Origin of the sequence: Rhodococcus oxybenzonivorans, assembly GCF_003130705.1 — a bacterium.
In the GTDB taxonomy this organism is placed as follows: domain Bacteria; phylum Actinomycetota; class Actinomycetes; order Mycobacteriales; family Mycobacteriaceae; genus Rhodococcus_F; species Rhodococcus_F oxybenzonivorans.
Genome location: NZ_CP021354.1, coordinates 2,028,262 through 2,054,842, shown reverse-complemented (window position 1 = coordinate 2,054,842; position 26,581 = coordinate 2,028,262). Strand labels below are relative to the sequence as shown.

Below are 26,581 nucleotides of genomic sequence, written 5' to 3'. Positions count from 1 at the left end.
AATTCCGGCATCAGTTGATGTTTGCGCTGGTGGTGGCATCGATGGTCGGCGGTCTGGGGCACTAATCGGCCGGTAAAATCGGCGGTTGTGGCCGCGTGCATCCGCAAACTTCGGACCGCGTTGGGAGCGACGGCGGTGCAGATCGTGGCGAAGGACCGTGGCCGACAGAAAAATTTTCGAGCACGTCGGCTCCGCCCACACCGACGGTGAGTTAGCGGCGTTGCGGCAGACCGCCCGAGGGACGTTGAGTGCCAGTCAGGAGGAACTCGACCTCGGTCTCGACGACGGCGGTGATCGAGGGTCGGTGATCGTGGCGAAACGGTCCCGCTGGCTGATCGAGGCGGGATGGCGACGGCTGGGTTTCGACGTGATCGACGACGCGTTCTTCCAACCTGTTCCTGGTCGGATCGTCGACCCGACATCGATGATCGACACGATCCGTGTCGTCGGTGAGATCGGCCTGGCCCCAGCCCACCTCAACACCTACGCCAACGCATTGAACCGTTGCGCCACAAAAGACTACCGTCGGTCTGCTCGTCGACCGCACCGGGTCTCCTCTCGAAATCGGGTGCTTCGAGGGCAACAATGCCGAAACCCATACCATCGTGCTCATCATCCGGCAGTTCCAGGGCTCGCCACGGCCTCAAGGGCGTGGAGATGGTGATCGCTGCGGACGCAGGAATGCTCTCTGCCGACAATCATGCTTCCCTCGATGAGGTCGGGTTGCAGTTCACCGCCGGGTCCCGCGTCACCAAAGAACCCGCCGATCTTGCGAACCGTTTTCACTGGAAGAGAGTAGTTTTCGCCGACGGACAGAGTGTTGACACGGTCACGCCCCGGCACGCGGAGAGCACCGTCAACAACCTCAAGAGGCGCACCGAGCCGGTCTGGGACGCGGCCGGGCATCCGTAGTCGTGGCGGGCAGTCTGGCAGTACTCGAAGCGACGAGTGGTCCGTGACAAAATGACCCTCAATGCCCAGGAAGCTCGCGCCCGCGACATCGTCGACGGCGACAAGCCACCGAAGCGACCCAGGTTCATCAAGACCATTACTGAGGGCCGCAGCCTCGACACCTCGGCCCTCCTCGGCCCTCGAGCGCGCCCGATGGCTGGTCGGGTTGAAGAGTTACGTCACCAACACGCCCAATGCGCTGATGACCCCGGGCCGCTTCAGGAGGTCACTCTGACGATCGCCGGCCAACCCCACAGCAGCGGACCCGATCACACGAGATGCCGCCGCAATCCTCACCGCGCTTGAACTACGCCCCTGATCGGGTTACTAGAATTGTGCAAGTCAGGACTGCTGCTCGGTCGCCGGCGCCTGACGGGTGAGAGGGCGACGGGTATGACACGTCGGCTCCTGACCACCCTCGCGACGGACCAGAATGCTGCGGCAGTCGCGCCCTTGACCTCCAACGCCGAACTTTCGAAGTCCTCTTCCATCTTCCGGACCCCTTTGGCGTGATGCTGATTGTGGTGGAGTATTCCCAAAATATTTCAGCTCCTTGTTAAGATCCTCGTCCTCCAGGAACTGCACGGCGGATCGGATATCATCCATGCTCTCTGAATTGGCTGGAGAATTATCCATATCAATTAGGGATTTTGCATTTTCCGACGATTGCCCGTAAAGCCATTCGCGTATTTTTGCACGTTATGTTTTCTTTAGCAAAACCGCCATTGTTTCGCTTTCTGGTTTCAGTCGCTAGCTATCGTGCATCTAGCGGTACATACGTCCGCCGCAGCCCGCGCGCACGGCGTACCGTAGCCGGACCATAAAGGGCGGCTTCAGACTTATCGCGTCCATGATATCTGTCCGCCGGTCTGCATACTCTGGTTCGCGGGGGTGTTAGATGGAAGTGGTGGTGGCATGCGGAAGGGAACTTCAGCGTAGGCCAGGGCAACTTCTTGGGCAGCGAAGAGGTTTGACCAGGGTAACTGCGTTTGCTGGACGCAAAATTCCGCCTGCAACTCGACGCCGATCACGAAATTTCCGCGTCATCTGCCGGCTCACCTTCCCCGTCTCGCCGCGGGCGGATTGCACAATTATCACCATGAATGCGGGCATGGTCAGCCCTCGGCTCGATGCTCGGTGCAGTCGGGACTGTCGGACCCTTTTATGGGTCGTCAGTTATGAGATTCGGAAGGCGGCCGCAACGAGGGTCGAAAAGGTTAGGATTGATGAGGAAAGTAGGAAACGGTATGCCAGTAGTATATTCGCTTGACTTAGCGTCGCTGATTCCACCTACCAACAGCGGAATTAACTGGGCTTCGACAACGTGGACGCCAACCTGCAACTCGGTTTGCCCGTCGCCGCCCACGACTAACCGACGCCGCAGCTATCCTCCGCGACCTGCGCATCGACTGCTGAGCAGCATGCCCGCCAAAGCCGCCGGACTCGCCGGAAGCTGGAGGAACACCATTGCCGGGAACGACACCTTCGACGTGGCACCGAATCGCCACAATGCCCGCCACATCGCGACCAAGCCCAACCGGCTCGGGCACAATCTCATACACTCGACGCTGGCCGCCGCACCCTGTAGGTACCCTTCAGGTTTGTATTCGCCATGTTCCACCCAGTCGTGGACCATGTCGAACGCGGGCCTACACTGAATCCCGACGCCCTGGACCTCCGAGGCCTGCTCAAGAAGACGTCGTGCTTCCATCACCGCGCAGGCCCCCAGGGAAGGCATCGCATGAATCCTCGCCGACAACGCGACACCTCGGCCTTCTTCGGGGCGAACCAGTAGCTCTTGCAAACCTATCGACGCCCGGAAGATTCACCCGTCGACGTACAAACCATACCGATTGGTATCGTGTACGAATCACCCGAGGTGGGAGAACAGTGATGCGGCGATCGAGCGCGGGTTTTAAGGCCCGGGACCGGTGAAGCTGTTAGGAATGGGGATTGATGAGTAATGCGTTAGCTCCAGGTATCGCGCGTCGCCGCGACGCGGGCCGACGGCTCACTTCCCTTGAGATTTGTGCAGGAGTGGGAGGGCTGGCACTGGGACTAGAAATGGCAGGGTTCGATCCAGTCTTGCTGATCGAAGAGCTCCCGATTGCATGTGAGACGTTGCGGAAAAACCGTCCTAGTTGGGATGTTCGAGAAATGGATATCCGTGACTTCGATCCCACCGATGCGCCTCAGGTATTCGGCGTTGACCTGTTGTCCGCCGGCCTTCCCCGATTGAAAGCTACAGCAGCAAATGCGCGAGCTCGGGGAGCGGAGTCGGAGGTCGATTTAATGCGGACAACGCTCCGGCTGACATCTGAGGTTCGACCGAGGTGCGTTCTAATAGACAACGTTCCTGACCTTGTGAGTTCGAAGACATATTTTCCGCTGCGGGACTATATCCGGCACGGATTGGAAGATATGGGTTACCGGTGCAACTTCTTAATTCTTAACGCTGCTGATTTCAACCTGGCCCAGGACCGAAAACATGGATTTGTGGTGGGGCTGGACAGTGTCGCTGCTAATCGCTTCCTGCCTCCGCTTCCTGCATCCAACCCTCGCACGACAGTTGGGGAAGTCCTGGCCGAGTCTATGCGATCAAGTGGCTGGCCGGACGCGGACAGCTGGGCTCATCAGGCGCGGATCCTTGCGCCGACGATCGTAGGTGGTTCGTGGGAGCGCGGCGGCGCAGATCTTGGGCCGACTGGAACGAAACGCGCATGGGCGAGGATAGGCGTCGACGGTGGGACCGTCAGTGACGCTGTCCCGCGGAGCGATTTCGCTTGGATGCCAAGGAAGGGTCGGCAAGGAATGGTGCGCTTGACTGTCGAACAGACAGCGATTTTACAGGGGTTTCCGGATGATTGGCACGTGGCCGGGCGCAAGACCGCTCGATATCGTCAGATTGCGAACGCTGTTCCGCCGCCGCTCGCTTACGCGCTGGGGCTCTCGATCTCCTCATCGATGCGTTTCTAACCCCACATCCAACAACGGTCGCATGTAAGAGTTGGTCGGTACGAGGTAATAACATACTTGTCCATGGCCTCTAGCAAGCGACGGAACGCGCACGCGTCCCGATACCGAATCGTCGATCTGTTCGCAGGGCCAGGGGGGCTCGACGTCGCTGCCCATTGGTTGGGTATACCGGTACACGGGATCGAGTGGGATGACGATGCCTTCGAGACGCGCAATGAGGCCGGCCTCACCACGGAACATGGGGATGTGCGCAGCTTCGGCCCCGCTGATTTTTCCGATGCTAATGTGCTAGCTGGCGGGCCGCCCTGCCAGACATACACCGTCGCGGGCGCAGGCAGTGGCCGACGAGCGCTCAACGAGGTGTTGGCTTTCGTCAAACAGATGGCAATTGGCGTCGACGTGACATCCGCGATCGCGGCCCTTGAGGACGAGCGAACCGGCTTAGTATTACAACCCTTGCGCTGGGTTATCGAGTCTCATGAACTAGGTATTCCCTACGACGCTGTGATTCTCGAACAGGTTCCAGCCGTTCTACCAGTATGGGAAGCGATGGGCGAGGTTCTGGAGGGGCTGGGGTATAAGACCGTGTGCGGCGTCCTTCGTGCCGAACAATACGGCGTTCCGCAGACTCGCCGACGGGCGATTCTCGTGGCCAACCGCAAGTTCGCTCCGGCTCTTCCCTTGCCAACCCACCGACCGTACCGCAAGGGGGAGACGATTACGGCAGGAGTGCCTGGACTTCCGCGGTGGACGAACATGCAGGACGCCCTTAACGTCGTCCCCCAAGGGCTGGTGCGCGGAGAATTTGAAGTCGTTTCGAACTACGGCTCTGGTGGCGACCCGCGGAATCGCGGACGGCGACTGTCCCACGAACCTTCCGCCACCGTCACGGGAAAGATCTCTCGTAACCGAATTGTGGGCTCCAACGGTGCCGAACTTCCACGCTTTACCAACGCCGAGGCGGGCCTACTTCAGACGTTTCCTCATGACTTCCCATGGAGGGGCAACGCCATCTCGCAACAGATAGGCAATGCGATTCCACCACGTTTAGGCGCCCACGTTCTGGCTGCGGCACTTCGATTGGACTTGAACCCAGAGTTCTTCGATGAAGTGGTCCGGAAGGAATGGTCACAGTCGAAGCACGGGGCCCTGAGCGGATCATATGCCAACTAACTGATTGTGGTGCTGTGGTAGTCAGGTCCCGAGTCCTTCTGATCTATCGACGCCACCCAGGTCTACGAAACGAAGTTGGGACGGCCACGACGGCCGGCCTGCACCACAGCGCTTCCGTCAGCCTGCGTTCGTACGCTGGCTGTCACACGCGAGGTGTAACTTTTGAAGCCATAGTTCCGATTCGGACATTAGACGGCACTGCATGGGCCCGCCGACGACAAGAAGTGGGATGCACTTGGTTACTTCCGTCCACAGTTCGGTACCGACCTGGGGTGCCGATCAGACCAGACCCACTCTGGGTAATCCTGGTGGCACGCGGCCTTCGCATGTCACAGCACGAACATGAGCGTCGATCCGTGGTAAGACGACCAATGCCCACTCTGTCGCAGCATTCAGCCAAGAGCGAGGGATTCTTCCACCTCATCTTTGTGCCGTTGCGAAATGCGGGTTGTCGCACACCAAAGATATGTACCGTTCGAGTCCTATCGAAGATAGCTTTGTTGACATTGTTGGAGGTTTGTCGGTGGTCAAGCAGGGGTGGGCAATCCCGGATCCGACACTTGTCGGTCAAGTAAACGACTACCACGCGAAATGCGTCGAGGTGTATAAGCGGGATTCTAATCGGGTTCTGGAAGACGCTGGCAAGGAGCGCGGAATCGCGGAGGGCGGCTACGGACGGAAGCAAATACAAGAGCTTGTGCAGAATGCCGCCGATGCACTGCGCGGCTCGCCCGGTCGGGTCCAAGTCGTCCTCACTGACCATGCGTTATACGTCGCAAACCAGGGACAGCCGTTCGTCGCGTCGGGGGTGCGCGCGCTCCTCTACACTCATCTGTCGAATAAAATCGGTGGTGAAATCGGCCGCTTTGGGCTCGGCTTCAAATCCATTAGCGGAATCTCCGACGCTCCTCAAATTTTCAGTCATTCGATTTGCTTCGAATTTAGCCGATTCGCCACAGCGAGTGAGCTGTCGACAGAACTGGGTGAGCACTTCGATCCTGCCGATGTCGCCGCACTCCGTCTCGCTTGGGTCCTCGACCCACGCGCCGAGTTCCACTCGGACCCGGTCCTGTCAGATTTGGCCGGGTGGGCTGTCACTATTATCAAAGTGCCGCTGAAACCGGGATTTGCGAGCCAACTCTCAGGAGAAATCTCAGAGTTCGACGAGTCATTTAATCTATTCGCTCCGCATGTAAAACAGCTCGACCTTCGAGACGAATTCAAAGGAGAGAGTCGCAGAATCACAGCCTCCAAGAAGGGGAACAGGGTTGTACTGTCGACAGAGGAGGGTGAACGGGAGTGGTTGGTATTCGCGAGAGAACACAAACCGTCGGACACCGCGCTCGCGTCAGCTGGGCATGCGGCGCGTCGCGATTCTGTTACCGTCAGCTGGGCGGTGCCCGCGACAGGCAAGGCCGGTGTTGGTCAATTGTGCGCGTTCTTCCCGGTCAAGTCCGACGTGACACTTAGCGGTCGCATTAACGCCCCTTGGAAGCTCTCTGATGACAGAATTAACGTTATTGAGTGCGAGTTCAACTTTGAAATTCTGACGGAAGTGGTTCCTCACCTCGTCGTCGACGCGCGGAAGGAACTTGTCGCCGACGGCGCCTACGGCCGGTACATAGATATTCTTCCCGCACGTGGACGCGAGGAACGTAGCTGGGCGGACGCGGTCTTAAACGAGCCTGTCTACACCCGACTTCGGGATTCTCGTTGCATTCCAGACCTCGATGGTCAACTTCGCTCCCCTAACTCCGTCCGCAGAATTCCCAGCGAAACGATTGGTGAATGGGCTGAAGAGTGGAGAGAGGTCGCGGCACTCCGTGAAACCTGGGTCCACCCTGACTGCACGACGAGCCCCGAGCGGCGTTCCAAGGTCGAACGACTAATGATTGACAACCCACGCCCCACCGCGCGGGTGCTCGATTGGCTGGAAGCAGTTGTTGCTGAGCCAAGCCCGACTCAGTCCGCTGCCGCCATAGAGATAGCGGCCGGTGTCGCCGCACTTGGCGGCAATGCCCAGATGGACGTGAGAGACTCGCGAATCGTTCTTCTTGAGACCGGCCAGCTTCAACGCCCCGTGCAGGGCCAGTGCTTCATTCGGACAGCGGCGTCCCAAGGCGGGTCTGTCTTCGTGGATCCGCGGGTGATCGACCGTCCATCGACTCTTCAGGCATTGGAGTCTCTCGGAATTACCTCCTTCGAAGATGCCGGAGAGATGCTGCAACTCCTCTCTGACCTCGCGGATGCAGGCACAGCAGACTGGGATGCGCTTTGGAGCTCGATGCGAGGGTCCGGCCAAGCTGCGGTCCGCGATGGCTTCGAACAGATCCTGCGGGGAAAAGCATCCCAAATAGTCCGTGTCAGAGACGGTAGGGGCGAATGGGTCCTCCCCGAGAACCATTACGTTGCTGGCGATCGCCTCAAGCAGATCAAGGAGGATGCCCTTTACCTCATCGACGGCACCTACCACGCTGCAGACGGCGAGATTCTCAACTTGCTCGGAGTCAGGAGTCGTCCGACGAGGGACGCCAGTCGCGAGCCTGAGAAGTGGTTCCGCCAGTACTGGAAGACATTGGTCACGTCTGTCGGTGACCGTATGACCCTCGGGATTCAAACGCGCGAGAAGCTCCGTATCGAGTCCCCCGGGCCCCTGTTGGGACCGCTTCAGTGCCTTCCAGAGCTCGGCGCGACGAATAGAGTTGCTCTCACCGTCGCAGTGATCGAAAGTATCGATGATCCGCGCGTCCGAGTCACCCACCCTAGCCAAGACCGAGCCGCTCGCTTCATTACCCCAGAGTTGTGGTGGGTAAGGAAACACGGGATGCTCCCGACCGCGCTTGGGCCGGTGGCCGTCGGTGAGGCTTTCGATCCGTCCATCGAAACGCAAGACATCGATGGATTGCTTCCTGTTGCCACTGGCGTTGATATCAGTGAAGAGATGGCGCGGGTCCTCGAGCTTCGAACCGATGTCAGCAGCCTCGACACCGCAGCGTTCGCAAAACTAGCTCGCACGCATGTAGACCGTAATGATTCCGTCCAGGTCGGTCGTACTTACGCTTGGTGGTGTCACGTTCATCCCAACTCAGCGCCCGACAAGGTGTGGGTCAAGACAAGGGGTAGCTGGATAGAAGCCGCACCGTCGGAAGTAGCAGTGGCGTTGTCTCCGGAGGCTCATCGCGGGTTGGACGAGTTCGGGATCAAGTGCATACTGGTCGACGCGCCGGAAGACTCATATAACTTGCGGGAGTTTTGGGATTGCTTGGAAGGCAAAGATCTCCCACTGACGTATTCGTACGAGACGAGCGCCGAGCCCGAGTGCATCGTTGATGTTTTCGATATCTTCGATGAGCTCGACATGGAAGACGATCCTGACGAGCTTATACTGCAGAAGTGCTTGTCCATCAGTAAGGTCGCCGCAGTGCCCGGACGTCCTGAAATGCGGATCGAATGCGCATATGCCAGGGATGGAGACACGATACTTGTCACCGGGGGGCACGATCGAGAGATGCTTAAGCAGTCACTTACATGCCTGGAGCTCGATAACTCCGACGAACAGGTCGACGCTTTCCTGGAAGCGATCCGAAGAAAACGTGACTCCAAACTTATGCGTCAAATAAGGAAGGCATCTGACGACGCCGAACGCCTCCTTTCCTTCGCTGGCGAGCAACGACTCGAATCGCTAATCCCACGAGACGCACTGCAATATCTCGCAGGTTCATCCGCGATGCCTCCCAAGGGAATTGAGCTTGCGCGGCTATGTATAACGATGCTCGGAGTCAGGGCACTTGAGCGAGTCTGCAAGGTCGATCCTCATGGTCTACCAGCTACTCCGCCGTCCAGTTGGCAGGGTTCTTTTCAGACTCGCAGATGGGTACGCGACCTAGGCTTCAGCGATGAGTGGGCTGGCCAGAAGGGGCGCAAACGGAACAAGCCAACAGAGTATGTCGACGGACCCACCAAGCTGAAGCCCCTGCACGATTATCAGGAAGCGGTCGCTAAGCGGTTGCACAGTCTGCTTACTGGTGAGGGTCCGCGCCGCGGCATCATTTCGTTGCCAACCGGGGCGGGCAAGACTCGAGTCGCTGTTCAGTCCATCATCGAAACGATCGAAGGGGGACATCTAGACGGTGACGAGGGGCTTTTCACTGGACCGATACTTTGGCTTGCGGACGGTGAGGAGCTGTGCGAGCAGGCGATCGATGCGTGGTCTTTTTTGTGGCGCGCTGTCGGCAGGCAAGATACGCAACTTGTCCTCAGTCGGTTCTGGTCGAATTACGAGATTCAGGAGGAAGTTGGAGGCGTCCAGGTCGTCATCGCAACTTGGCAGAAGATTGCGAGAAACGCGATTAGCAATCCCGATTTCGTCTGGCTAACGCAGAGTCCACTCGTGGTTATCGACGAGGCTCACGGAGCCCTAACACAGTCATACACGCTCATTTTGGAGTGGGCCGGACGGAGTAGCCGAGAACGTGACAAGCCACTACTCGGACTCACCGCGACTCCTTTCCGTGGGCGCAGAGACAGCGCTGAAACCGAACGACTTCTTCGCCGATTCGACAACAATGTGCTTGACGAGGGGGTGTTCGGTGATGAATCCCCACAGGTCCGTCTGCAACGAGACCGAGTTCTCGCTCGGGCACGGCTTGAGGTGCTTAACGGCGTCTCTATCGAGTTGTCTGCGGACGAGCTTGAAGAGTTCCGCAGCAAGTACTGGATGCCGAGGAACGCCGAAAGGAGGCTCGGGCGAATTGAAGAGCGCACGAGGACGATCGTCGATTCGATAATGAGCAAGCCCGCCGATTGGCCTATCGTCGTTTTCGCAACCTCAGTTGAGAACGCACAGACTGTCGCGACACTTCTCACATTGGCGGGGCGGCCAGCCGCATCTATTGATCAAGACACAAGCCCAGAGGACCGTCGAACGGCGATCGACCGATTCAAGTCAGGCGAGCTTCGGGTCCTTACCAACTACGCAGTGCTGTCGCAGGGGTTCGACGCGCCACTGACGAGGGCTGTCTATATCACTCGACCAACTACAAGCGAGGTCCGCTACCAGCAGATGATCGGTCGAGGACTGCGGGGGCCCAGGAATGGCGGCAGCGAAGAAGTCCTGATCGTCAATGTCCTCGACAATGTCGTCGAGTTCGGCGACAGCATCGCGTTCGACAGCCTGAAGGAGATCATCGACGAGGAGATCGGTCTTTGAAATGGTTGATTTCGACGAATCGCAACGCCGAGTCCTTGACGCACCTCCCCAAGCACGCAGGATCGTGGTTGCTGGGCCCGGTGCCGGCAAGACCGCCTTAAGCGTGGCACTGATTGGTGAAATCGATGCGACGGCCGGGGCTGCCGAGGACCGACAAATACTCTTCCTGTCATTCTCGCGGGCTGCGGTCAAGGCTGCCTTCAACGCTTTCGGCAGTATTGATGGCGACTATCGCGCCACTATCTCGGCGATGACACTCGACTCACTCGCTTGGCAATTGACAGAGACCGATCCATGCACAGATGCCGTCGTGCCAGTCGATTTCGACAGGGTGGTCCGCGAGGCGACCTCACAATTGGAGAGGAGGTACGAGGGGGAATTCGACGGTGTCATCCATGTGATTGTCGACGAGGCACAGGACCTCGCTCTGGCCAGACGTGCACTTCTCTGCGCTGTCATCGACCGGCTTCCTGAAGACGCTGGCGTGACGATCTTCGGAGACCCCCTGCAGTCCATCTACGAATTCCTGGACGGTATCGCGAATCATACCCGCAAGTCGGCATGGGATAATCTCCTCGACGACCTCAGGGCGCGCTCCATCACGACAATCCTGACATTGGATGGAGGATATCGAGCACGGCGGCGAGGTCCTCGTAAGGTCGCGGCAGTAGGAAGCAGGCTTCGCCGTGCGACCGCAGACGACCAAGTCGACCTGCTCGACGATTTGGTTTCAGACCTAACCCATTTCCATCTCACTGAGTTCGCAGGAAAGGTACAGGATTGGGCAGGGAGCACCGCCGTATTGGTGCGGACAAACGCCGAGGTGGCTCTCGTGTTCGACTACCTGAGCAGATCCGGCGTTCGGTGCAGGTGGCGCGAATCCGGTAGGAACCGCCCATTTGTTGCGCCATGGGTCGCGCAATTGTGGTCGGCGCTTGGCGGAGCCCCAGTGTCACAAGAGAATTTTCGCGACTTCGCTGAGTCTGTGGATGGCGTCGATAGAGGTTGGTTCAGATTTTTGCATCATTCGGCTGGCTCAGGTAAGACCATCGACTGGCGGGCAATTGCACGAACATGCGCGAGAGCGGAGGACACTTCCGACCCGTGGTTTGAAGATTTCGGCAACGCCATCCAGGTATTAACGATTCATCAAGCCAAGGGGCTGGAGTTCGACAACGTGGCGGTTGTGGGTGCGAGATCGATATTGAGGCCGCCAGCCGACCGAGAGCCTGAAGCCGAGCTTTTGTTTGTGGCCCTATCCCGGGCGCGCGATAAGGTCGTCGTGATCAATTGGGAGCCGCCGTACACAAAGCATGCAGCGGGAAGTGGGCGACTTTATGTACCACATCCCGCTCACGACATCCCGGCGAAAATCTTTGTAACGCCTGACGATCTTCGATTGGACGTTCAAATCGGCACGGCCGCGGGCCAAGCCGCGCTTGCGGAGCATGCGCACTGCACTGACCTCGAGTTCGAGCTCCTCTCGTCCGGAGGCGCGGAGTGGCCGAGCTACCGATGCCGTGTCGACGAGGAAGTCGCGGGCGCTACGACTCCGCAGTTCGGCATGCTAGTTGCGAGAGCGCTTCGCATGCAAGGACAGTCAGGAAGATGGCCTTCACTCGGTAGTGTTCCCTTGGATGGAGTGGAATCCACATGGTCCCAGGGGGTTGACGTGAGATTTTGGCTTCGCCCCCGCCCGTTCGGATTCTCCGACGTTTGTCGCGAAAGGTGAGTTGAAATGACGGAAGACCTCACGGCTTGGTATGAGGCGCGATCAGGCATCGTTGAAAAACTTGAGGACGAACTCATGGGCCCGCAGGGCGCAGTGCCTTTGGGGGAGCCACCACTCAACAGAATTATCGTCGGCGTACTCCACCCCAAGACCCAATCAGCGGGCGATGGTTACCGTGCCGGACTCGCTGAAGACGAAGCGATGAGCCAGGGCATCAGCGGTCCACTGGATGAAGGCACCGCCGAGACAGCAGTGTCGCTTTCACACGCTCTCAGGCCCTCCTCCATGGGCATCACCTTCACCGTAAATGCCGAGGTTACTAGAGAGATTCGCGTACTGACATCTGCTCGACGGTACCGCTCCGACACGAACGGATCCTGGCTTCCGGTAGACGTCTACCGAGAGGGGGGGCTGTCAATGCCGACCAACGTACCAACCCGCATCGATGAGGCTGCTGCGGATGGTAATGAGGCTCTACGCATCGTTGGAGTCATCCGACCTGCGGTCTATGGACTCACGCGCATAACTCTGACACTTGTCAATACCAACGAACAGTCGCAAGTCACGGGACATGCAGACGCATACTGCTGGTTCCGTCCACACCTCACTGTGGTTGCAATCGGAGGTGAATTCATCGATCGAAGACGAACACGTAATGTTCCAACGATGGACGCGGACGCACGTTCGGCGGATTTCCTTTACAGGAGCGAGCCCTCCCTCGCGATCGGACACGGCTGCGCAGTCACTTGGGACGACACTTCGACGTCAATCACGGAGCTGCGCACCACCTTCGTTCCGAGCCACGATGTCCGTCTCGCAAGTCCGTCCGGGGGGGACGAGTCCGACGAGTTCGGCACCTATGACCTCCAGATGGACCAGCTGGCGAAAAGTTCGGATCGCTCGCAAATTTTCGAAGTCGCCAGCGCGTACGAGCGCTGGATCGCCACCCGTCGCAGAGATGCGCAGTCGCTGGATGAATCCCACCGCGCCGTCGCCTTCGAACACATGGACAGGGCGGAACAATGCGCGAAGCGCATCCGCGATGGTATCGAAGCACTCGACGACCCTGAGATCGATCGCGCGTTTCGACTCATGAACCAGGCAATGGTTATGCAACGGAGCGCGCAGGATAACGCCCGTGGTGACGCTCGCTCTGCGCAAAGCTGGCGTCCGTTTCAGATTGCTTTCATCTTGATGAACCTCCCGGGGCTTGCAGACCCGACTCATGATGATCGAAACGTCGTCGACCTTCTCTGGTTTCCGACCGGTGGCGGAAAGACAGAGGCTTACCTTGGATGTATCGGATTCGCGATTCTTCTCAGACGAATCCGTCGCGCTAGCGACGGCGGTGTATCGGCGATCATGCGGTACACACTGCGACTCCTCACACGGCAGCAGTTCGAACGTGCCGCCGGACTCATCTGCGCTCTCGAGCTTATCCGCAGGAGTGAACTTCCGAATGCAACACCTGTCTCGTTGGGCCTTTGGGTAGGCAATCAAGCGACGCCGAACAAGGTTGAGGATGCCCGCAACATACTTAAGGCGATAGCTTCAGGAGAACAACCCGAGGGGTCCACTCCTGTTCAACTCCTCCACTGTCCCTGGTGTAGGGCTGAACTCGATCATCGGAACTACGACGCGGCCGGGGAAACGCTAGTAATCAGTTGCGGCCAATCGAGCTGTGAGTTCGGAGGTGGACTACCGCTCTACGTCGTTGATACAGATGTCTATCGAGAAAGGCCGTCCCTCGTGATCGGCACTGTTGACAAGTTCGCAATGATGACGTGGCGGGGCCAAATAGGGCGGTTCCTCTCCGTAGACGGTCCAAACTCGCGTCCAGACTTGATTGTTCAGGACGAGCTACATCTAATCTCAGGGCCGTTAGGGACGATGGTCGGTCTGTACGAATCCGCGGTGGATCTCGCGTGCACTGACCAGGGAAGACCCAAGGTTCTAGCGTCGACCGCGACCATCCGGCGTGCAGAACAGCAGGTGCGCGCCGTGTTTGACCGAAGGGCCGTTCAGTTCCCACCACCAGGCCTCGACCCCTCGGACAATTACTTCGCCACCGAGGCGTCGCCGGCGGCAAAGGGCACCAGACAGTACGTCGGAGTGATGGCGCCGGGCACGAGCCAGGCGACTCTCCTCGTGCGCATCTACTCTGCCCTACTCCAAGCAGTTCACGAGCTCGAGGTTGAGGACGGGGTGAAGGACAGCTATTGGACTCTACTTGGATACTTCAACAGTCTGAGGGTACTGGGTTCGACCTACCTACAAGTTCTCGACGACATTCCCGACCGGTTGGGTATCGTTGCTGCGCGACACGGGGCCACGACACGCAGCATCTCCCAGGAGCCGGTCGAACTCACTTCTCGGGTGGATCAGACTAGGATTCCTCAAGCGATGGCGTCACTTGAAACTGCATATCCTGGAATGGGAAGCCCGGACGTGGTCCTTGCGACAAACATGATCTCCGTGGGGCTCGACATCGACAGGCTCGGCCTGATGGTCGTCGCTGGCCAGCCTCAGAACACCTCAGAGTACATCCAGTCCACCAGCCGTGTGGGTCGCCGCCATCCTGGGCTCGTCCTAGTCGCGCTTAACGCCCAACGTTCAAGGGATGCATCTCATTATGAGTCCTTCATTCCATTCCACCGCGCTTTGTATCGCGAAGTTGAAGCGACGACGGCTACTCCATTCGCGACCCGTGCTCGCGACAGGGGCGCGCACGGCACACTGGTAGCTGCCATCCGACTTCTTGTCGCAGGCCTTCGCGAAGACGGTTCCGCAGTCGAAATCGATAAGTACCATGCGGCTGTCGATCAGGTCGTTTGTGCGCTCGTCAAACGAGCTGAACGTGTCGCGCCCGACGAATCCGCGGCATTTGCTAAGCAACTTCGCGGGCTTGTCGAGATATGGCAGAAGTCAGTGCAGACGGAACTCGTGCGCGAGTACGGGGCTATCAAGCACCCGAAGAGTAAGCCGAAACTCGGCGAGCGTGCACTGCTAGCGACAGCTGGAGGCAATCATTCGGCTCCGGCTAGCTACCCCGTTCGCCAACCCCCGTGGCCGACACTGACCAGCATGCGCGACGTCGACTCCGAGACGCATCTGTATGCCAAGTATTTTGCACGAGAGGCCAACTAACATGGTTGTGACTAGGAGGCTCCGCAAACGCCCCCCGACCAAGGCGACTGTTAGGCGGACCCAATTGATCAGCACATATGGTGTCGGTGCGGTCCTGCCAGTTGAGTCCGAGAGTTTCATGATCGCTGGTCTCGACGAGTGGCACCCGCGTGAACTGGACGCAATCCACGAGCCTCGGCTATGCGACTCACTTGGCGTGAGCCGGCTTTACTCACCGCCGGGCGGGGATGGCGAAGGTATGGTACCGATGGTCCGGTTCCCGGAGTGGGTGTACTGCCCCCAGTGCTCACGACTCGACAAGTTCTGGAGGATCGCGGACAAGCCGAAGGGTGAATATGTCAACAAATGTAGGCACTGCCTGACAGTCAGGCTCGTCCCGTCCCGTTTTGTCTCATGCTGTACGGCAGGCCACATACAGGACTTTCCCTACCGGCGGTGGGCTCACCGTGGTAAGGAGTCGGTCGAAGAAGGTCGCCACGGCCTGCGAATCACCACGGACCCTGGCAACTCGACACTCGGTGGGATAACGGTCAGTTGCTCATGTGGAGCATCCCAAACCTTGGAAGGGGCTCTCGGACGAAATGCGCTTGGTCGGAGCTGTGCTGGCTCTTCTCCCTGGCTGGGTAGTGACCGTGACCGGTGTTCGGAGGATCTCGTTGGCCTTCAGCGCGGTGCATCAAATGTCTGGTTTGCCGATGTACGGTCGGCGCTCACAGTCGATCGTTCCCTTACCAAAGCGGAGGAAGCCCTCGAGCGCATTCGGCCGGAACTGGAAGGACTCACGAGCCCTGATCTCGATTTGCTACTCGGAATCAAGGCAAGGCAGCACCAGGTCGACGAGAATGCGCTGAAGGACGCGTATCGAAAGCAGGCCGATTCGCCTGCGACGAAGGGTGAGGCCACGAGGATCTTGCGCGCTGACGAGTACGAGGCACTCGGTCGATTGCACCCTGAGCGTGATGGTACAGAAACGTTCGTTTGCGTGCCATCCGAAATTCGTCATAGCGACAGCACAGGTGGCCTCCTCGATCTAGTGTCGCGAGTCCCGAAGCTTCGGGAAGTTCGTGCACTGCGCGGATTTGCACGTGTCGCGGCCCCAACGCAAGAGTCGGGTACCGCCCGCGGTCGGCTCTCCCGGGGGCGCACAGACTGGCTCCCCGCGGTAGAGGTATTGGGGGAAGGCGTTTTTCTTCGAGTCCGAGAGGATGCACTCAAGAAGTGGGAGGAGACTGACTTCGCACTCGGGCGAGCTTTGATGCTCACCAGAGCAATTCAGTCGGCAGCACCCGAGTGGGTTGGGGCGATAGAACCCGTCAATCCAAGATCCCTCCTGCTTCACTCCCTTTCGCACTCTCTCCTCAACGAACTTGCACTCGACACTGGTTACCCTGCGTCGTCTATCCGAGAACGCGTCTATTCAGAACCAGGTCAGTCCGGAATACTGCTCTACACAGCGACTGCTGACGCGGCCGGGAGCCTAGGCGGACTCTGCGCTCAAGGAACGATCGATAATGTTAAGGCGATATTGGAGTCGGCAGCTGAGCGCGCTCAGTGGTGTTCTGCCGACCCTGTGTGCCTTGAGTCAATGGCAACAGGAACCGGCGCGAAGAACCTCGCCGCGTGCCACTCCTGTCTCCTGATTCCCGAAGTGTCCTGCGAACTGCAGAACGGCATGCTCGATCGAGCTTGTCTCGTCGGTACGGAGGGCGAGGCGACGGCAGGCTTTCTTACTGAAGTCGATTAAGTTGGCCAGCACAGTTGTTGCAGTCCCGTGAGAGCGAACTGATGCTGCCGTGTCGATTGGCAAATCCCAGCACTATCGCAGTAGTCGGGCGCACACTCCCGGATCGGGGATGTCCAAGACCTCGCTCCTCGGCCCACTCTGCAACGGATCCCTGGGTGGGCGCGTCTCGTTCCAGCTCGGCGTCATCGACGAAGAAGCGTTCCGACGCACGACCGAAAAAGGACTGGCCATGGTCATGGATACGTGCCCGGCAATCGAGTGGAACAAGCGAAGCTGACGGGCTGATCCAGGTGTAGGTCGAGTCGGGCAGTTTCGAACGTATGACTACCCTGGACCGAAACCGTGCAAATCGGACAGCGATCCGACACGGCGCCCGGTCGTCAAACGGAAGGTTCTACCCATGGCCATCGACTACACCCGTCGCCCCTCCACTCCGGCCACACCGCAGGGCGGGGTGAGTCTGAGCAAGGTGACGTTGTCGAAGGCAGCGCCCTCGGTCAGCCTCACCAAGTCGGGTGAGCGGCAGGGCGCGATGCGGGTCAACCTCAACTGGTCGACGGGCGTGGCGCCGCAGCCGAAGAAGACCGGCTTCTTCGCGAAGCTCGCGGCCGCCGCGGGCGGGAACACCGGCATTGACCTGGACCTCGGCTGCCTCTACGAACTCGCCGACGGATCGAAGGGCGTGGTCCAGGCACTCGGCAACACGTTCGGATCGCTGCAGGCCGCCCCGTTCATCAAGCTCGACGCCGACGACCGCACCGGCACCGTGACCGGCGGCGAGAACATGCACATCAATCTGGATCGCCCGGAGATGTTCAAGCGCATCCTCATCTTCGCGATGATCTACGACGGCGCACCCAACTGGGCAGCCGTGGACGGTGTCGTCACCCTCTTCCCCACCAGCGGACCCGAGGTTGAGGTTCGACTCGACTCGTCGAATAGCTCCGCTCGCATCTGTGCCATCGCGATGCTGCAGAACACCGGACAAGGCATCACCGTCACCCGCGAAGTGAAGTACATCGAAGGCAGCCAGGCCGACCTCGACAAGGCCTACAGCTGGGGCATGAAATGGGCAGCCGGCCGCAAGTAGCAGCGCGGGCCGTACCGCTTCGGATCGAATGTCACGCTCCCCCGCGCTAACGTCGGAGCATGTTCAGTACAGAGATCGAGGTGCGCACCGGCGCTGAGCCGGTGGTGCACGACCTGACCCGTGAGATCGAGAAGTTCCTCGCCTCGGCCGGCGCCGGCGACGGCCTGCTGCATGTGTGGGTGCCGCACGCCACGGCGGGACTCGTCGTGATCGAAACCGGCGCGGGAAGCGACGACGACCTCCTGCAGGCAATCGACGACGTGCTGCCCCGCGACGACCGGTGGAGGCACAGCCACGGCAGCCACGGACACGGCCGCGACCACGTGCTGCCGGCGTTCCTGCCGCCCTACGCGTCGGTGCCCGTCATCGACGGCGCGGTTACAACCGGGACCTGGCAATCGGTGTGCCTCGTCGACACCAACGTCGACAACCCGGTGCGCCGCGTCCGCTTCAGCTTCCTCGCCGGGTGAGCTGACGTGGGGGACGATCCCCCAGTCACATGTACGCGAGTGCCCGTGCCGTGGAATAGGTTTCGGGCAGGTTCGCCGCCTCGTCGGTGGATGAACCGTCCACCCACGTTTCCAGTGCAGCGCGGAGTACTGCGATCGACACATCGACTGCCAGTCGAATCTGCAGTTCGGAACACTCGAATCGCTTCGACACCGCGTCGACCAGAGCCGCGGTCCGCCCCACGCTCGCACGTGCCAACACGGCACGCAGCGTCGGCTCCTTCTTGATCATCCGGTTCACCCGCAACAATCGCTGAGATGCGATCGACGAACTGTCCGAGTAAGTCGTGAGGGCCGCAGCGAAGGACGCTTCCAGCGCGAGCCTCGGTGAGACTTCCGAATCGAGCCGATCGAGCCCCGCGGCAATGATCGCCTCGAAGGCCCAGTGATCCCGAAGCGCGGCCTCTTCCTTGGTGGCGAAGTATCGGAAGAAGGTCCGCTGAGACACTCCCGCCGCGTGCGCGATCTCACCGACCGTCGTGGCCTCGACGCCCTTCTGCTCGAACAGGGTGAGTGCAGCCTCGCTGATCTCCACGCTCGTCTGCACACGCCGCCGCTCGCGCAGCCCGAGCGGGCCGGCAGGCAGGTCAGGCGACACAGGGAGCGTTCCAAGTCTGGTCATCAACGGCCCTCGCAATCAGTAGGGGCACTCACCGGCCATCGTTCCCATCTGGTCATCGGTTGTCAATATGGCAGCGTGTGCCATAATGACAGGGAAGGGTGGTAGTCAATGAATCTCAATATCGGTGAAATCTTCCTGTACCCGCACCATGGGTCCGTGACGGTAACGAAGCTCACGACCCGGATGTTCAACGATCTACCCACTGCATACGTGCAGTTCGAAGTCGCCCAGAATGGGCTGTCGATCGAGATCCCGGTGGCGAAAGCCGAGGCGATCGGTGTGCGCAACGCGATCAATCACGACGAAGTCGGCCGCGTCTTCGAGATCCTGCAGGGTCCGACGATCGACGACCCGTCCAACTGGTCCAGGCGGTTCAAGGCCAACCAGGAAAAGATCACCGTCGGTGGCATCTTCACGGTGAGTGAAGTGATCCGCGACCTGATGACCCGTGCGCAGGCCAAGCCGCTCTCAGCCGGAGAGAAGCGCCAGCTCGAGCACGCAATGCAGCTCGTCATCTCCGAACTCGTCCTCGCCATGAAGACGACCCCCGAGGCCACGAGACGCCGTATCGAATCGATCTACGAAACCACCGCCGTCGCTGTCTAGTTCGGCGGTTCGTGTTTTGTAAGCACCCAGCGTTTTTCCAACGGCAGCAGCCCGGACAAAAGGTCCGGGCTGCTGCCGTTGTTATTGAACCGCAATCACTTCCGCCCGCTGCGAGGGCGGAACTACCGCGACGGTGGCCGTTCAGCTACTACCGAACAAGCCGCCCAACGACCCGGTTCCCGAGCCGGCCCCGTAGGTGATCACCACGGACGATACGGCGTCGACACCGGCAGCACCGATGGTCCCGTCGGGCGCGTAGGACGAACCGCCTCCGCCGCCGCCGCCACCGAAGTTCTCGGCGCCGCCGCCACCGCCGAACCAGCCGCCGCCACCCCCGCCACCCGTCTCGGATCCAGCTCCGCCGACGCCGACGAGGCCCGCAGATCCGTCGGGATTGTCACCCCCGTTGCCGCCGACACCACCCGCGTCGGCCTGACCGCCGCCACCGGCTCCTCCCCCGCCACCGGCCTGGCCCGCGGGCGCGTTGGGAGCGAGGTTGCCGCCGCCACCGATGTAGGTGTCGCCGGCGCCGCCGCCGCCCGAGGCGACGATCTGCCGATCGGCCATCTCACCCGTTCCGGTCCGGACGTCGGACGCGCCGCCACCGCCGCCCGCACCGGTCCCACCGACGCCGCCACCGTTGAATCCGGCCGAACCCGTGCCGTCACCACCGTTGCCGCCGACGAGCACATACAGGGCGTCGCCGGGCGTGACGGGAAGTGCGCGCGTTGCGACAGCGCCGACGCCTCCGAGAAGGGAACCGCCGTTTCCACCGCGAGCACCCGTAGCGGTCACGTCGAGGCTCGTGACGCCCTCCGGCACCGTGAAGGACTGGGCACCGCCGGTGAACGTGAAGGTGCACGTCACCGCACTGCCCGACCCCTGCACGCAACCCGCCGGCAGTGCCGGGGCGGCCACGGCGACACTGGGCGCGAGCAGCGCGGATGCGCCGACTACGGCCGCCCCGCACACCCCGCTCGTGTACCAGCGGCGCCGTGTTTTCGTGTGCTGATCTGTCATGTCAGTCGTCCCCCGTCGCAGGCTGATCTCGATCGACCGTCTCGATTGGGAGCATCCCACAGCATTTGCCGACCCGCGGCGGATCGACGGATCAGGAAAAGTCTGAACGCCCGCTAAACGGGACCCGGCTGTTCGCGACCGGTCCGCAGCGGCTATGAAGGAGTGATAGACCGATTTGGTTTCGGAACCCAAGAGCAGTTTCTAGTGCGAGGTAAAGCAGATGAATGGTGCGGCGGCCATCGGTGATGGCATCTTCCAGATACCTGTCCCTATTACGGACAACCCCCTCGGTCACACACTGGTCTACGCGATGGAATCCCCGGGTGGGCTGATCCTCGTCGACGCCGGTTGGGACGACGACAACGCCTGGGCCGGGCTCACCTCCGGGCTGGAGGAGATCGGCCACTCGGTGAAGGACGTGGAGGGCGTCGTCCTCACCCACTTCCATCCCGACCACACCGGGCTGTGCGGACGGGTGCGGGAGGCGTCGGGTGCGTGGATCGCGATGCACGAGTCCGACCACGAATTGTTCGCACACATGTCTTCGGGTCGCAGCGACGAGTGGCTGGAGTTTCAGCGGCTCAACATGGTCCGTGCCGGCGCCGGAGCCGACGAGGTAGCGGCGTTCGAGCAGGCGGCGACCACCGAGCCGCCCACGGGCCCGAGTTCGGCTCCCGACCGCGTTATCGTCGACGACGAACTGATCGCCCTCACCGGCCGCGGGCTGCGTGCCGTCTACACCCCCGGCCACACACCCGGGCACGTCTGCTTCTACCTCGAAGACGCCGACGTCATGTTCACCGGTGACCACGTGCTGCAGAAGACGACCCCGCATGTCGGCAACTTCGTCTATCCCCTCGAGGAGCGCGATGCCCTCGCCGAGTTCTTCGACTCGCTGCGCCGCGTGCAGAAGATGGAGATCACCCGTGGTCTCGGCGCCCACGGAAGCCCCATCGACGACGTCGCGGGTCGCGCCGGCGAGCTGATCGAACACCACGAGGAACGACTCGACCACCTCCACCACGCGTTCGGCGACGACCAGCTCAGCGTGTGGGATGTGGCCGCACGGATGAAGTGGTACAAGCCGTGGGCCGACATCTCGCCGATGGGCAAGCACATGGCGCTCTCCGAGGGCGCGGCCCACCTGCGACACCTGGTCGCCCGCGGCCTCGTCGCACAGGTTCCGGGCAGCGATCCCGCCCTGTTCGCACGCATCTGATCCGGAGGCAGCACTGCGTCGTGATCGACGCAGTGTCACTGTCCGGGTGCCGCCGGCCGGACCTTGAAGAGGACTTCGGACAGCGGACGACGAGATGTGGTCGGAAGCGTCTGCTCATGGGTCGCCACTCCCACCCGCAAGTACTTGGGGCAACCCAGGGTCCGAGGAGAGGTTCCGGACGAGAGTACGAGTCGCCGGCATCTCGGTGAGGTGCGTGACCTAACAGGTGGCGAGCCCGTGGGATGCGCAGGCAGCAACACGGGCCGTGGTAGCTGTGATCGGGTGTGGGTGACTACCGTGCATCGTCCCCTCGTCGTGGCGCTGGAAAAACCAGTCCGACTGGTCCGGGAATGTCCGGCATCTCCGGCAGGTTGTAGGACATACCCACCGGGGTATGTGACAAGGGAGTGTCGACCATGAACCTGACCGATCTGCCACCGCGTGAGCATCTGCCGGGTCAACGCAGCGGCGGAGACCAGCGCTGGCCCGGCCCACAACTGGTCGTTATCCGGGGTCCGGGGCCGACGAAGGGCGTGGCACTCCCCCTCGACCGTGATCTCACCGCGCTCGGAAGTCACCCCGACGCCGAAATCGTGCTCCGGCATGGCACAGTCTCGCGCCGGCATGCCCGAATCCGCAGAGACGGCGAGCGGTACGTCGTGTGCGACAGCGGATCGCTGACCGGAACCTATGTGAACCGTCTGCCCGTCGACTGCGCAGACCTGGCAGCCGGCGACGAGATTCGAATCGGCGTGTTCCGCATGCTCTTCCAGCTGCCCGACGCATTCTAAGTCCTCGGCCGACGCAACGCAGCGGGCGGCAGCAAGGATGCAGCGGTCGTTCCCGTGGCATCGCGAGCAGAAGTCCGCTGGCGATGGTGGTCGTCTGGTGTTCGGGTGCGATCATGTCGCCCGTCCTTCGTCGACGTTCCACCGTCGTGGTGTCCGGGAGCGATCTGCGCTCGCCGGGACGGCCGGATACCTATGTCGCGCTGGTGATGTCGGTGTCGTTCGCGTTGTCGTAGTCGTCGTTGATCAGCACGGTGGTGCGGCCGGGTCGGTCGATCATCGAGGCGGCGATGGAGGCGCGGTAGCCGGAGGCGCAGTGCACCCAGATTTCCCCGTCGGGGAGGGTGCCCAGGTGGTCGGCGAGCTCGTGGAGCGGAATGTTGATCGCCCCGTCGATGTGGCTCTCCGCGTATTCGTTGCGTTGACGCACATCGAGGACCGTGGTGTCTTTCTCGCGCAGCGCCTCTGAGAGGGCGGCGAAGTCCGCCACCCGATAGGACCGCAGCTCGGTGCCGGCGACGAGGGTGTGGATTTCGCCGACGGCGGCGCCGGCGAGGTCGTCGATGCCGATGCGGACCAGTTCGCGGCGGGCATCGGCGACCTGGTCTTCGTTTTCACCGATCAGGGTCAGGGGTGCACCCCACTGGTAGAGCCAGCCGAGGTAGGTGACGAACGAGTCCGACAGCTCGAAGCCGAGGGTGCCGCCGAGGTGGCCGGCGGCGAAGGCGGTGCGCTCCCGCAGGTCCACGACCCATTCCCCGTCTTCGATGCGGCGGCGGAGCTCGTCCGGGTCGACGGGTGCGGGCAGCGACAGGTCGACCGGCGCCGGTCCTCGGGTGTTGATCACGCCCATGTGGGCGTAGTAGGCCGGGTACTCGGAGAGGCCTGCGATCAGTTCGTCGACGTAGCTTTGCTCGTCCTGGGTCAGGGCGGGGTTCGTGGTGCGTTGTTCGCCGACGGTGGAGGAGTCCCCGCTCGCGGGGGTGGCTGCGCAGAAGCTGCCGAATCCGTGGGTGGGGTAGACCTTGGTGTCGGCGGGGAGCTCGACGGCCAGGCGTCGCACCGAGTGGTACTGGGCGTGGGTCAGCTCCTCGGTGTGCTCCTTGCCGAGGAGGTCGGTGCGGCCGGTGGTGCCGAAGAGCATCGATCCACCGGTGAAGACGCCGCGGATGCCACCGTTGCTCTCCCGCAGCACGTAACTGACGTGGTGGTGGGTGTGGCCGGGGGTGTGCATGACCTGCAAGAGGATGGGGCTCGCGTCGATGAGGTCACCGTCCCCGACGGCTCGCCTCTGGTAGCCGACGTCGTCGCCGGCGGGGACGACGTATTCGGCGCCGACGGTCCGGGCGAGTTCGAGGCCACCGGTGACGTAGTCGTTGTGGATGTGGGTCTCGAGGACGTGAGTGATCCGCACGCCCCGGTCGCGGGCCAGGGCCAGTACCCTGTCGATGTCGCGTTGCGGGTCGACGACGACGCCGACGGCGCCGGCGCTGATCAGGTAACTGCGGTCGCCCAGGCTCGAGGTCTCAATGATCGACACGTCCATGTTTCGTACCTTCCTCACATGCTCTTGTGGTGTTCGCATACCCGGGAGGGCATAGGCGGACACGGTGTCGGGGTCGGTCGTCGCCCTCCTCAGCGGAGAAGGATCGTGTCGACCAAAACGTAGGCGGCGACGACGAAGACGAGGTAGGCGAACCACCGCTGCAGCCGGTCGGTGTCGACCCTGGTGCCGAAGTGGCTGGCGATCAGGGACCCGGCGATCGCGGTGCCCGCGAACGCGGCGGTGATTGCCCAGTCGATGCTCGTTCCGCTCAGGTGCGAGACCAGACCGGCCGCCGAATTCGCGACGATGATGATCAGTGAGGTGCCGACCGCGACCGACATGTCCAGACCGAGCATCAGCACCAGGGCCGGAATGATCAAGAAGCCGCCACCGACACCGAACAGGCCGGTCAGAAAGCCCACCGCGGCTCCGGCGGGGATGGATCGGGGCGCGCAGCGGCGCCAGTCGATCCCCGAGTCCCCGACCTCGCAGGCCGTGCCGGCGTCACCACGATCCATCAGCATCCGGATCCCGGCGACGACCATCACGGCAGCGAAACCGACCATCACCACCGATTGCGGCAGCACACGCCCGACCGCGCTGCCTGCGAAGGTCGCGGGAATACCGCAGGCGGCGAAGACGCCAGCCATGCGCCAGTTCACATGGTGCTCGCGAATTTTCGGGATGGCTCCGACGAGGGAAGCGACACCGATCACCAGCAGGGAGATCGGAATGGCTTGGTCGAGGTCGAGACCGAGGCCGAAGACCAGGGCGGGGACGGCCAGGATCGACCCGCCGCCGCCGAGGAGGCCGAGCAGGACCCCGATGATCGCGCCCAGGGCGAGCGCGACGGTCAACGTCACCAATCCTCCTTTCCGTCAACGGGAATGGGCGGAAGCGGTGTCAGTCCTCCGATGCGCCCGCGCCCAAGGAGTCGATGGCGGCCTGCAATGCTGCGGTGGCGTCGTCGGCGACCGCCCCGAGCCCGGGTTGGTCGGCTACCTGAACCATCACTTGCGGGTTCATCGCATCGATCAGCACCGCACCCGGGTCGGCGGGGTCGGCGCGGACGACGACGTTGCACGGCAGCAGCAGCCCGATCTGCCGGTCCACGGTGACCGCGCGATGCGCCAGCGGCGGATTGCAGGCGCCGAGGATCAGATAGTCCTCCATGTCCTCACCGAGTTTCGCCTTCAGGGTGGCCTTCATGTCGATCTCGGTGAGGACCCCGAAGCCTTGGTCGGCCAGGGCTTTGCGGGTGCGGTCCACCGCGTCGGCGAACGAGGTGTGCAGGGTGGTCGACAGTGCGAGTGTCATGAGCGTGTTCTGCCTTTCTCTCGGAAAAGATGGATCAAATCGGTCGGTCACCGGCGCCGCTCATCGTCCCGATGGGGCGGGGCACGCGAACCCGGTGAGCAGCAGCCACTGCGACGGAAAGACCAGTGACAGTGCGATTCCCGCGACCACCATCGTTCCGGCGAGCAGCGGCGCGATCCTTTCGATCGTTCAGCCGCGCCGACGGGTCGCGTCGGTCATGGTCACCTTTCGTCGACGTCAAACGGAGGGTGGGGTGAAGGAGGCTCAGGCGAGGGCGAGGAAGAGTTTCTCGAGTTCGGCCTCGGTCATCGGCTCCTTGCCTTCCTGGGACTCACCGGTGAGACATTCGCGTAGGCCGGTGGCGACGATCTTGAACCCGGCCTTGTCCAGGGCCCGGGAGACCGCGGCGAGTTGAGTGACGACGTCCTTGCAGTCGCGGCCCTGCTCGATCATCGAGATCACCCCGGCGAGCTGCCCGTGGGCGCGGCGGAGCCGGTTGAGTACCAATGCAATGCTGTCTTCGTCGCCGACCATGGCGGTTTCCTTTCCTAGACCTCTCACCACTGTACCCCCCGGGGTATCGGAGTGGGGTGGGCAAGGGGCGCGCCTGCCCACCTCCGCACCGGCCTCAATGCGAGAAGTTGATCTTCGGTAGGACCTTGCGCAGCCAGGCCGGTGACCACCAGGCGGCGTGCCCGGTCAGCCGCAGCAAGTACTGGCAGCAGGATCAGCCGGATCAGCACCGCGTCGAGAAGGACGGCGACGCCGAGGATGATGCCCATCTCCTTCGGAGGCAACGGGTCGGCTAGGGCGAAGGTGAAGAACACCGCGACCATCACTGCGGCGGCGGGAACACAGTCGGCCCAGCGCACGGCGAATGCACCGAGGTCCACCTCACGCATATCAAAACTCCTACATACCCCATGGGGTAT

Annotated in this window: 17 protein-coding genes and 3 pseudogenes; 13 read left to right on the top strand and 7 right to left on the bottom strand. The window is 61.5% G+C overall.

Annotation, left to right across the window (positions count from 1 at the left end; genetic code table 11):
* Positions 1–87: 87 nt before the first annotated feature.
* The 10 genes and pseudogenes from CBI38_RS40930 to CBI38_RS09815 all read left to right on the top strand — a co-directional run.
* Positions 88–1,165 (top strand): annotated as a pseudogene (locus tag CBI38_RS40930) (IS1634 family transposase); the annotation flags it as partial.
* A gap of 1,742 nt (positions 1,166–2,907) precedes the next feature.
* On the top strand, positions 2,908–3,927 hold the full coding sequence (locus CBI38_RS09855) for a DNA cytosine methyltransferase (RefSeq protein ID WP_109328443.1): 1,020 nt from the start codon (positions 2,908–2,910) through the stop codon (positions 3,925–3,927).
* A 63-nt stretch (positions 3,928–3,990) separates the two neighbouring features.
* Positions 3,991–5,100: a DNA cytosine methyltransferase gene (locus CBI38_RS09850; RefSeq protein ID WP_109328442.1), complete on the top strand. Its 1,110-nt coding sequence runs from the start codon at positions 3,991–3,993 to the stop codon at positions 5,098–5,100.
* Between the two features lie 523 nt (positions 5,101–5,623).
* Positions 5,624–10,309 carry a DEAD/DEAH box helicase gene (locus CBI38_RS09845; protein ID WP_230990133.1) on the top strand — a complete coding sequence of 1,562 codons (4,686 nt, stop codon included), beginning with the start codon at positions 5,624–5,626 and terminating at the stop codon, positions 10,307–10,309.
* Position 10,310: 1 nt separating this feature from the next.
* Positions 10,311–12,041: an ATP-binding domain-containing protein gene (locus CBI38_RS09840; RefSeq protein WP_109328440.1), complete on the top strand. Its 1,731-nt coding sequence runs from the start codon at positions 10,311–10,313 to the stop codon at positions 12,039–12,041.
* Positions 12,042–12,047: 6 nt separating this feature from the next.
* Positions 12,048–15,188 (top strand): helicase-related protein, encoded by a 3,141-nt coding sequence (locus CBI38_RS09835; RefSeq protein ID WP_109328439.1) that lies wholly within the window; start codon positions 12,048–12,050, stop codon positions 15,186–15,188.
* Positions 15,157–16,932, top strand: a complete 1,776-nt coding sequence (gene drmB, locus CBI38_RS40560) for a DUF1998 domain-containing protein (RefSeq protein ID WP_109328438.1) — start codon at positions 15,157–15,159, stop codon at positions 16,930–16,932. The genes CBI38_RS09835 and drmB overlap by 32 nt, the downstream gene beginning before the upstream one ends.
* A 163-nt stretch (positions 16,933–17,095) precedes the next feature.
* A pseudogene (locus tag CBI38_RS09825) lies at positions 17,096–17,209 on the top strand (CoA-binding protein); the annotation flags it as partial.
* A 123-nt stretch (positions 17,210–17,332) separates the two neighbouring features.
* A complete protein-coding gene (locus CBI38_RS09820) occupies positions 17,333–18,022 on the top strand; it encodes a TerD family protein (protein WP_109328437.1) in 690 nt (229 codons plus the stop codon).
* Between the two features lie 59 nt (positions 18,023–18,081).
* Positions 18,082–18,492, top strand: a complete 411-nt coding sequence (locus CBI38_RS09815; RefSeq protein ID WP_109328436.1) for a secondary thiamine-phosphate synthase enzyme YjbQ — start codon at positions 18,082–18,084, stop codon at positions 18,490–18,492.
* Positions 18,493–18,517: 25 nt separating this feature from the next.
* Here the strand turns inward: CBI38_RS09815 and CBI38_RS09810 are convergent, their stop codons facing one another.
* On the bottom strand, positions 18,518–19,153 hold the full coding sequence (locus CBI38_RS09810; protein ID WP_204164902.1) for a TetR family transcriptional regulator: 636 nt from the start codon (positions 19,151–19,153) through the stop codon (positions 18,518–18,520).
* A gap of 108 nt (positions 19,154–19,261) precedes the next feature.
* On the opposite strand from CBI38_RS09810, the gene CBI38_RS09805 reads away from it, so the two are divergent.
* Positions 19,262–19,759 carry a CarD family transcriptional regulator gene (locus CBI38_RS09805; RefSeq protein WP_109328434.1) on the top strand — a complete coding sequence of 166 codons (498 nt, stop codon included), beginning with the start codon at positions 19,262–19,264 and terminating at the stop codon, positions 19,757–19,759.
* Positions 19,760–19,900: 141 nt separating this feature from the next.
* Here the strand turns inward: CBI38_RS09805 and CBI38_RS37780 are convergent, their stop codons facing one another.
* Positions 19,901–20,779, bottom strand: a complete 879-nt coding sequence (locus tag CBI38_RS37780) for a hypothetical protein (RefSeq protein WP_162603200.1) — start codon at positions 20,777–20,779, stop codon at positions 19,901–19,903.
* A gap of 220 nt (positions 20,780–20,999) precedes the next feature.
* On the opposite strand from CBI38_RS37780, the gene CBI38_RS09785 reads away from it, so the two are divergent.
* Positions 21,000–21,998: an MBL fold metallo-hydrolase gene (locus CBI38_RS09785; protein WP_109328432.1), complete on the top strand. Its 999-nt coding sequence runs from the start codon at positions 21,000–21,002 to the stop codon at positions 21,996–21,998.
* A gap of 416 nt (positions 21,999–22,414) precedes the next feature.
* Positions 22,415–22,789, top strand: a complete 375-nt coding sequence (locus CBI38_RS09780) for an FHA domain-containing protein (RefSeq protein WP_109334968.1) — start codon at positions 22,415–22,417, stop codon at positions 22,787–22,789.
* Positions 22,790–22,979: 190 nt separating this feature from the next.
* On the opposite strand, the gene CBI38_RS09775 is transcribed toward CBI38_RS09780, so the two are convergent.
* The 5 genes and pseudogenes from CBI38_RS09775 to CBI38_RS09750 form a co-directional block, all read right to left on the bottom strand.
* A complete protein-coding gene (locus CBI38_RS09775; protein ID WP_109328431.1) occupies positions 22,980–24,332 on the bottom strand; it encodes an MBL fold metallo-hydrolase in 1,353 nt (450 codons plus the stop codon).
* A gap of 89 nt (positions 24,333–24,421) precedes the next feature.
* Positions 24,422–25,195 carry a sulfite exporter TauE/SafE family protein gene (locus CBI38_RS09770; protein ID WP_109328430.1) on the bottom strand — a complete coding sequence of 258 codons (774 nt, stop codon included), beginning with the start codon at positions 25,193–25,195 and terminating at the stop codon, positions 24,422–24,424.
* A 40-nt stretch (positions 25,196–25,235) separates the two neighbouring features.
* A complete protein-coding gene (locus tag CBI38_RS09765; RefSeq protein ID WP_109328429.1) occupies positions 25,236–25,649 on the bottom strand; it encodes a DUF302 domain-containing protein in 414 nt (137 codons plus the stop codon).
* A gap of 264 nt (positions 25,650–25,913) precedes the next feature.
* A complete protein-coding gene (locus tag CBI38_RS09755) occupies positions 25,914–26,183 on the bottom strand; it encodes a metal-sensitive transcriptional regulator (protein ID WP_109328428.1) in 270 nt (89 codons plus the stop codon).
* 94 nt (positions 26,184–26,277) lie between these two features.
* Positions 26,278–26,497 (bottom strand): annotated as a pseudogene (locus tag CBI38_RS09750) (MMPL family transporter); the annotation flags it as partial.
* Between the last annotated feature and the right edge of the window lie 84 nt (positions 26,498–26,581).

What these genes read in the sequence shown, in the direction of transcription:
- CBI38_RS09755 (WP_109328428.1), bottom strand. Translation starts at nt 26,183, where the DNA reads ATGGTCGGCGACGAAGACAGCATTGCATTGGTACTCAACCGGCTCCGC.
- CBI38_RS09780 (WP_109334968.1), top strand. Translation starts at nt 22,415, where the DNA reads ATGAACCTGACCGATCTGCCACCGCGTGAGCATCTGCCGGGTCAACGC.
- CBI38_RS09785 (WP_109328432.1), top strand. Translation starts at nt 21,000, where the DNA reads ATGAATGGTGCGGCGGCCATCGGTGATGGCATCTTCCAGATACCTGTC.
- CBI38_RS09850 (WP_109328442.1), top strand. Translation starts at nt 3,991, where the DNA reads ATGGCCTCTAGCAAGCGACGGAACGCGCACGCGTCCCGATACCGAATC.
- CBI38_RS09855 (WP_109328443.1), top strand. Translation starts at nt 2,908, where the DNA reads ATGAGTAATGCGTTAGCTCCAGGTATCGCGCGTCGCCGCGACGCGGGC.
- CBI38_RS09820 (WP_109328437.1), top strand. Translation starts at nt 17,333, where the DNA reads ATGGCCATCGACTACACCCGTCGCCCCTCCACTCCGGCCACACCGCAG.
- CBI38_RS09815 (WP_109328436.1), top strand. Translation starts at nt 18,082, where the DNA reads ATGTTCAGTACAGAGATCGAGGTGCGCACCGGCGCTGAGCCGGTGGTG.
- CBI38_RS09775 (WP_109328431.1), bottom strand. Translation starts at nt 24,332, where the DNA reads ATGGACGTGTCGATCATTGAGACCTCGAGCCTGGGCGACCGCAGTTAC.
- CBI38_RS09840 (WP_109328440.1), top strand. Translation starts at nt 10,311, where the DNA reads ATGGTTGATTTCGACGAATCGCAACGCCGAGTCCTTGACGCACCTCCC.
- drmB (WP_109328438.1), top strand. Translation starts at nt 15,157, where the DNA reads ATGCCAAGTATTTTGCACGAGAGGCCAACTAACATGGTTGTGACTAGG.
- CBI38_RS37780 (WP_162603200.1), bottom strand. Translation starts at nt 20,779, where the DNA reads ATGACAGATCAGCACACGAAAACACGGCGCCGCTGGTACACGAGCGGG.
- CBI38_RS09765 (WP_109328429.1), bottom strand. Translation starts at nt 25,649, where the DNA reads ATGACACTCGCACTGTCGACCACCCTGCACACCTCGTTCGCCGACGCG.
- CBI38_RS09805 (WP_109328434.1), top strand. Translation starts at nt 19,262, where the DNA reads ATGAATCTCAATATCGGTGAAATCTTCCTGTACCCGCACCATGGGTCC.
- CBI38_RS09835 (WP_109328439.1), top strand. Translation starts at nt 12,048, where the DNA reads ATGACGGAAGACCTCACGGCTTGGTATGAGGCGCGATCAGGCATCGTT.
- CBI38_RS09810 (WP_204164902.1), bottom strand. Translation starts at nt 19,153, where the DNA reads ATGACCAGACTTGGAACGCTCCCTGTGTCGCCTGACCTGCCTGCCGGC.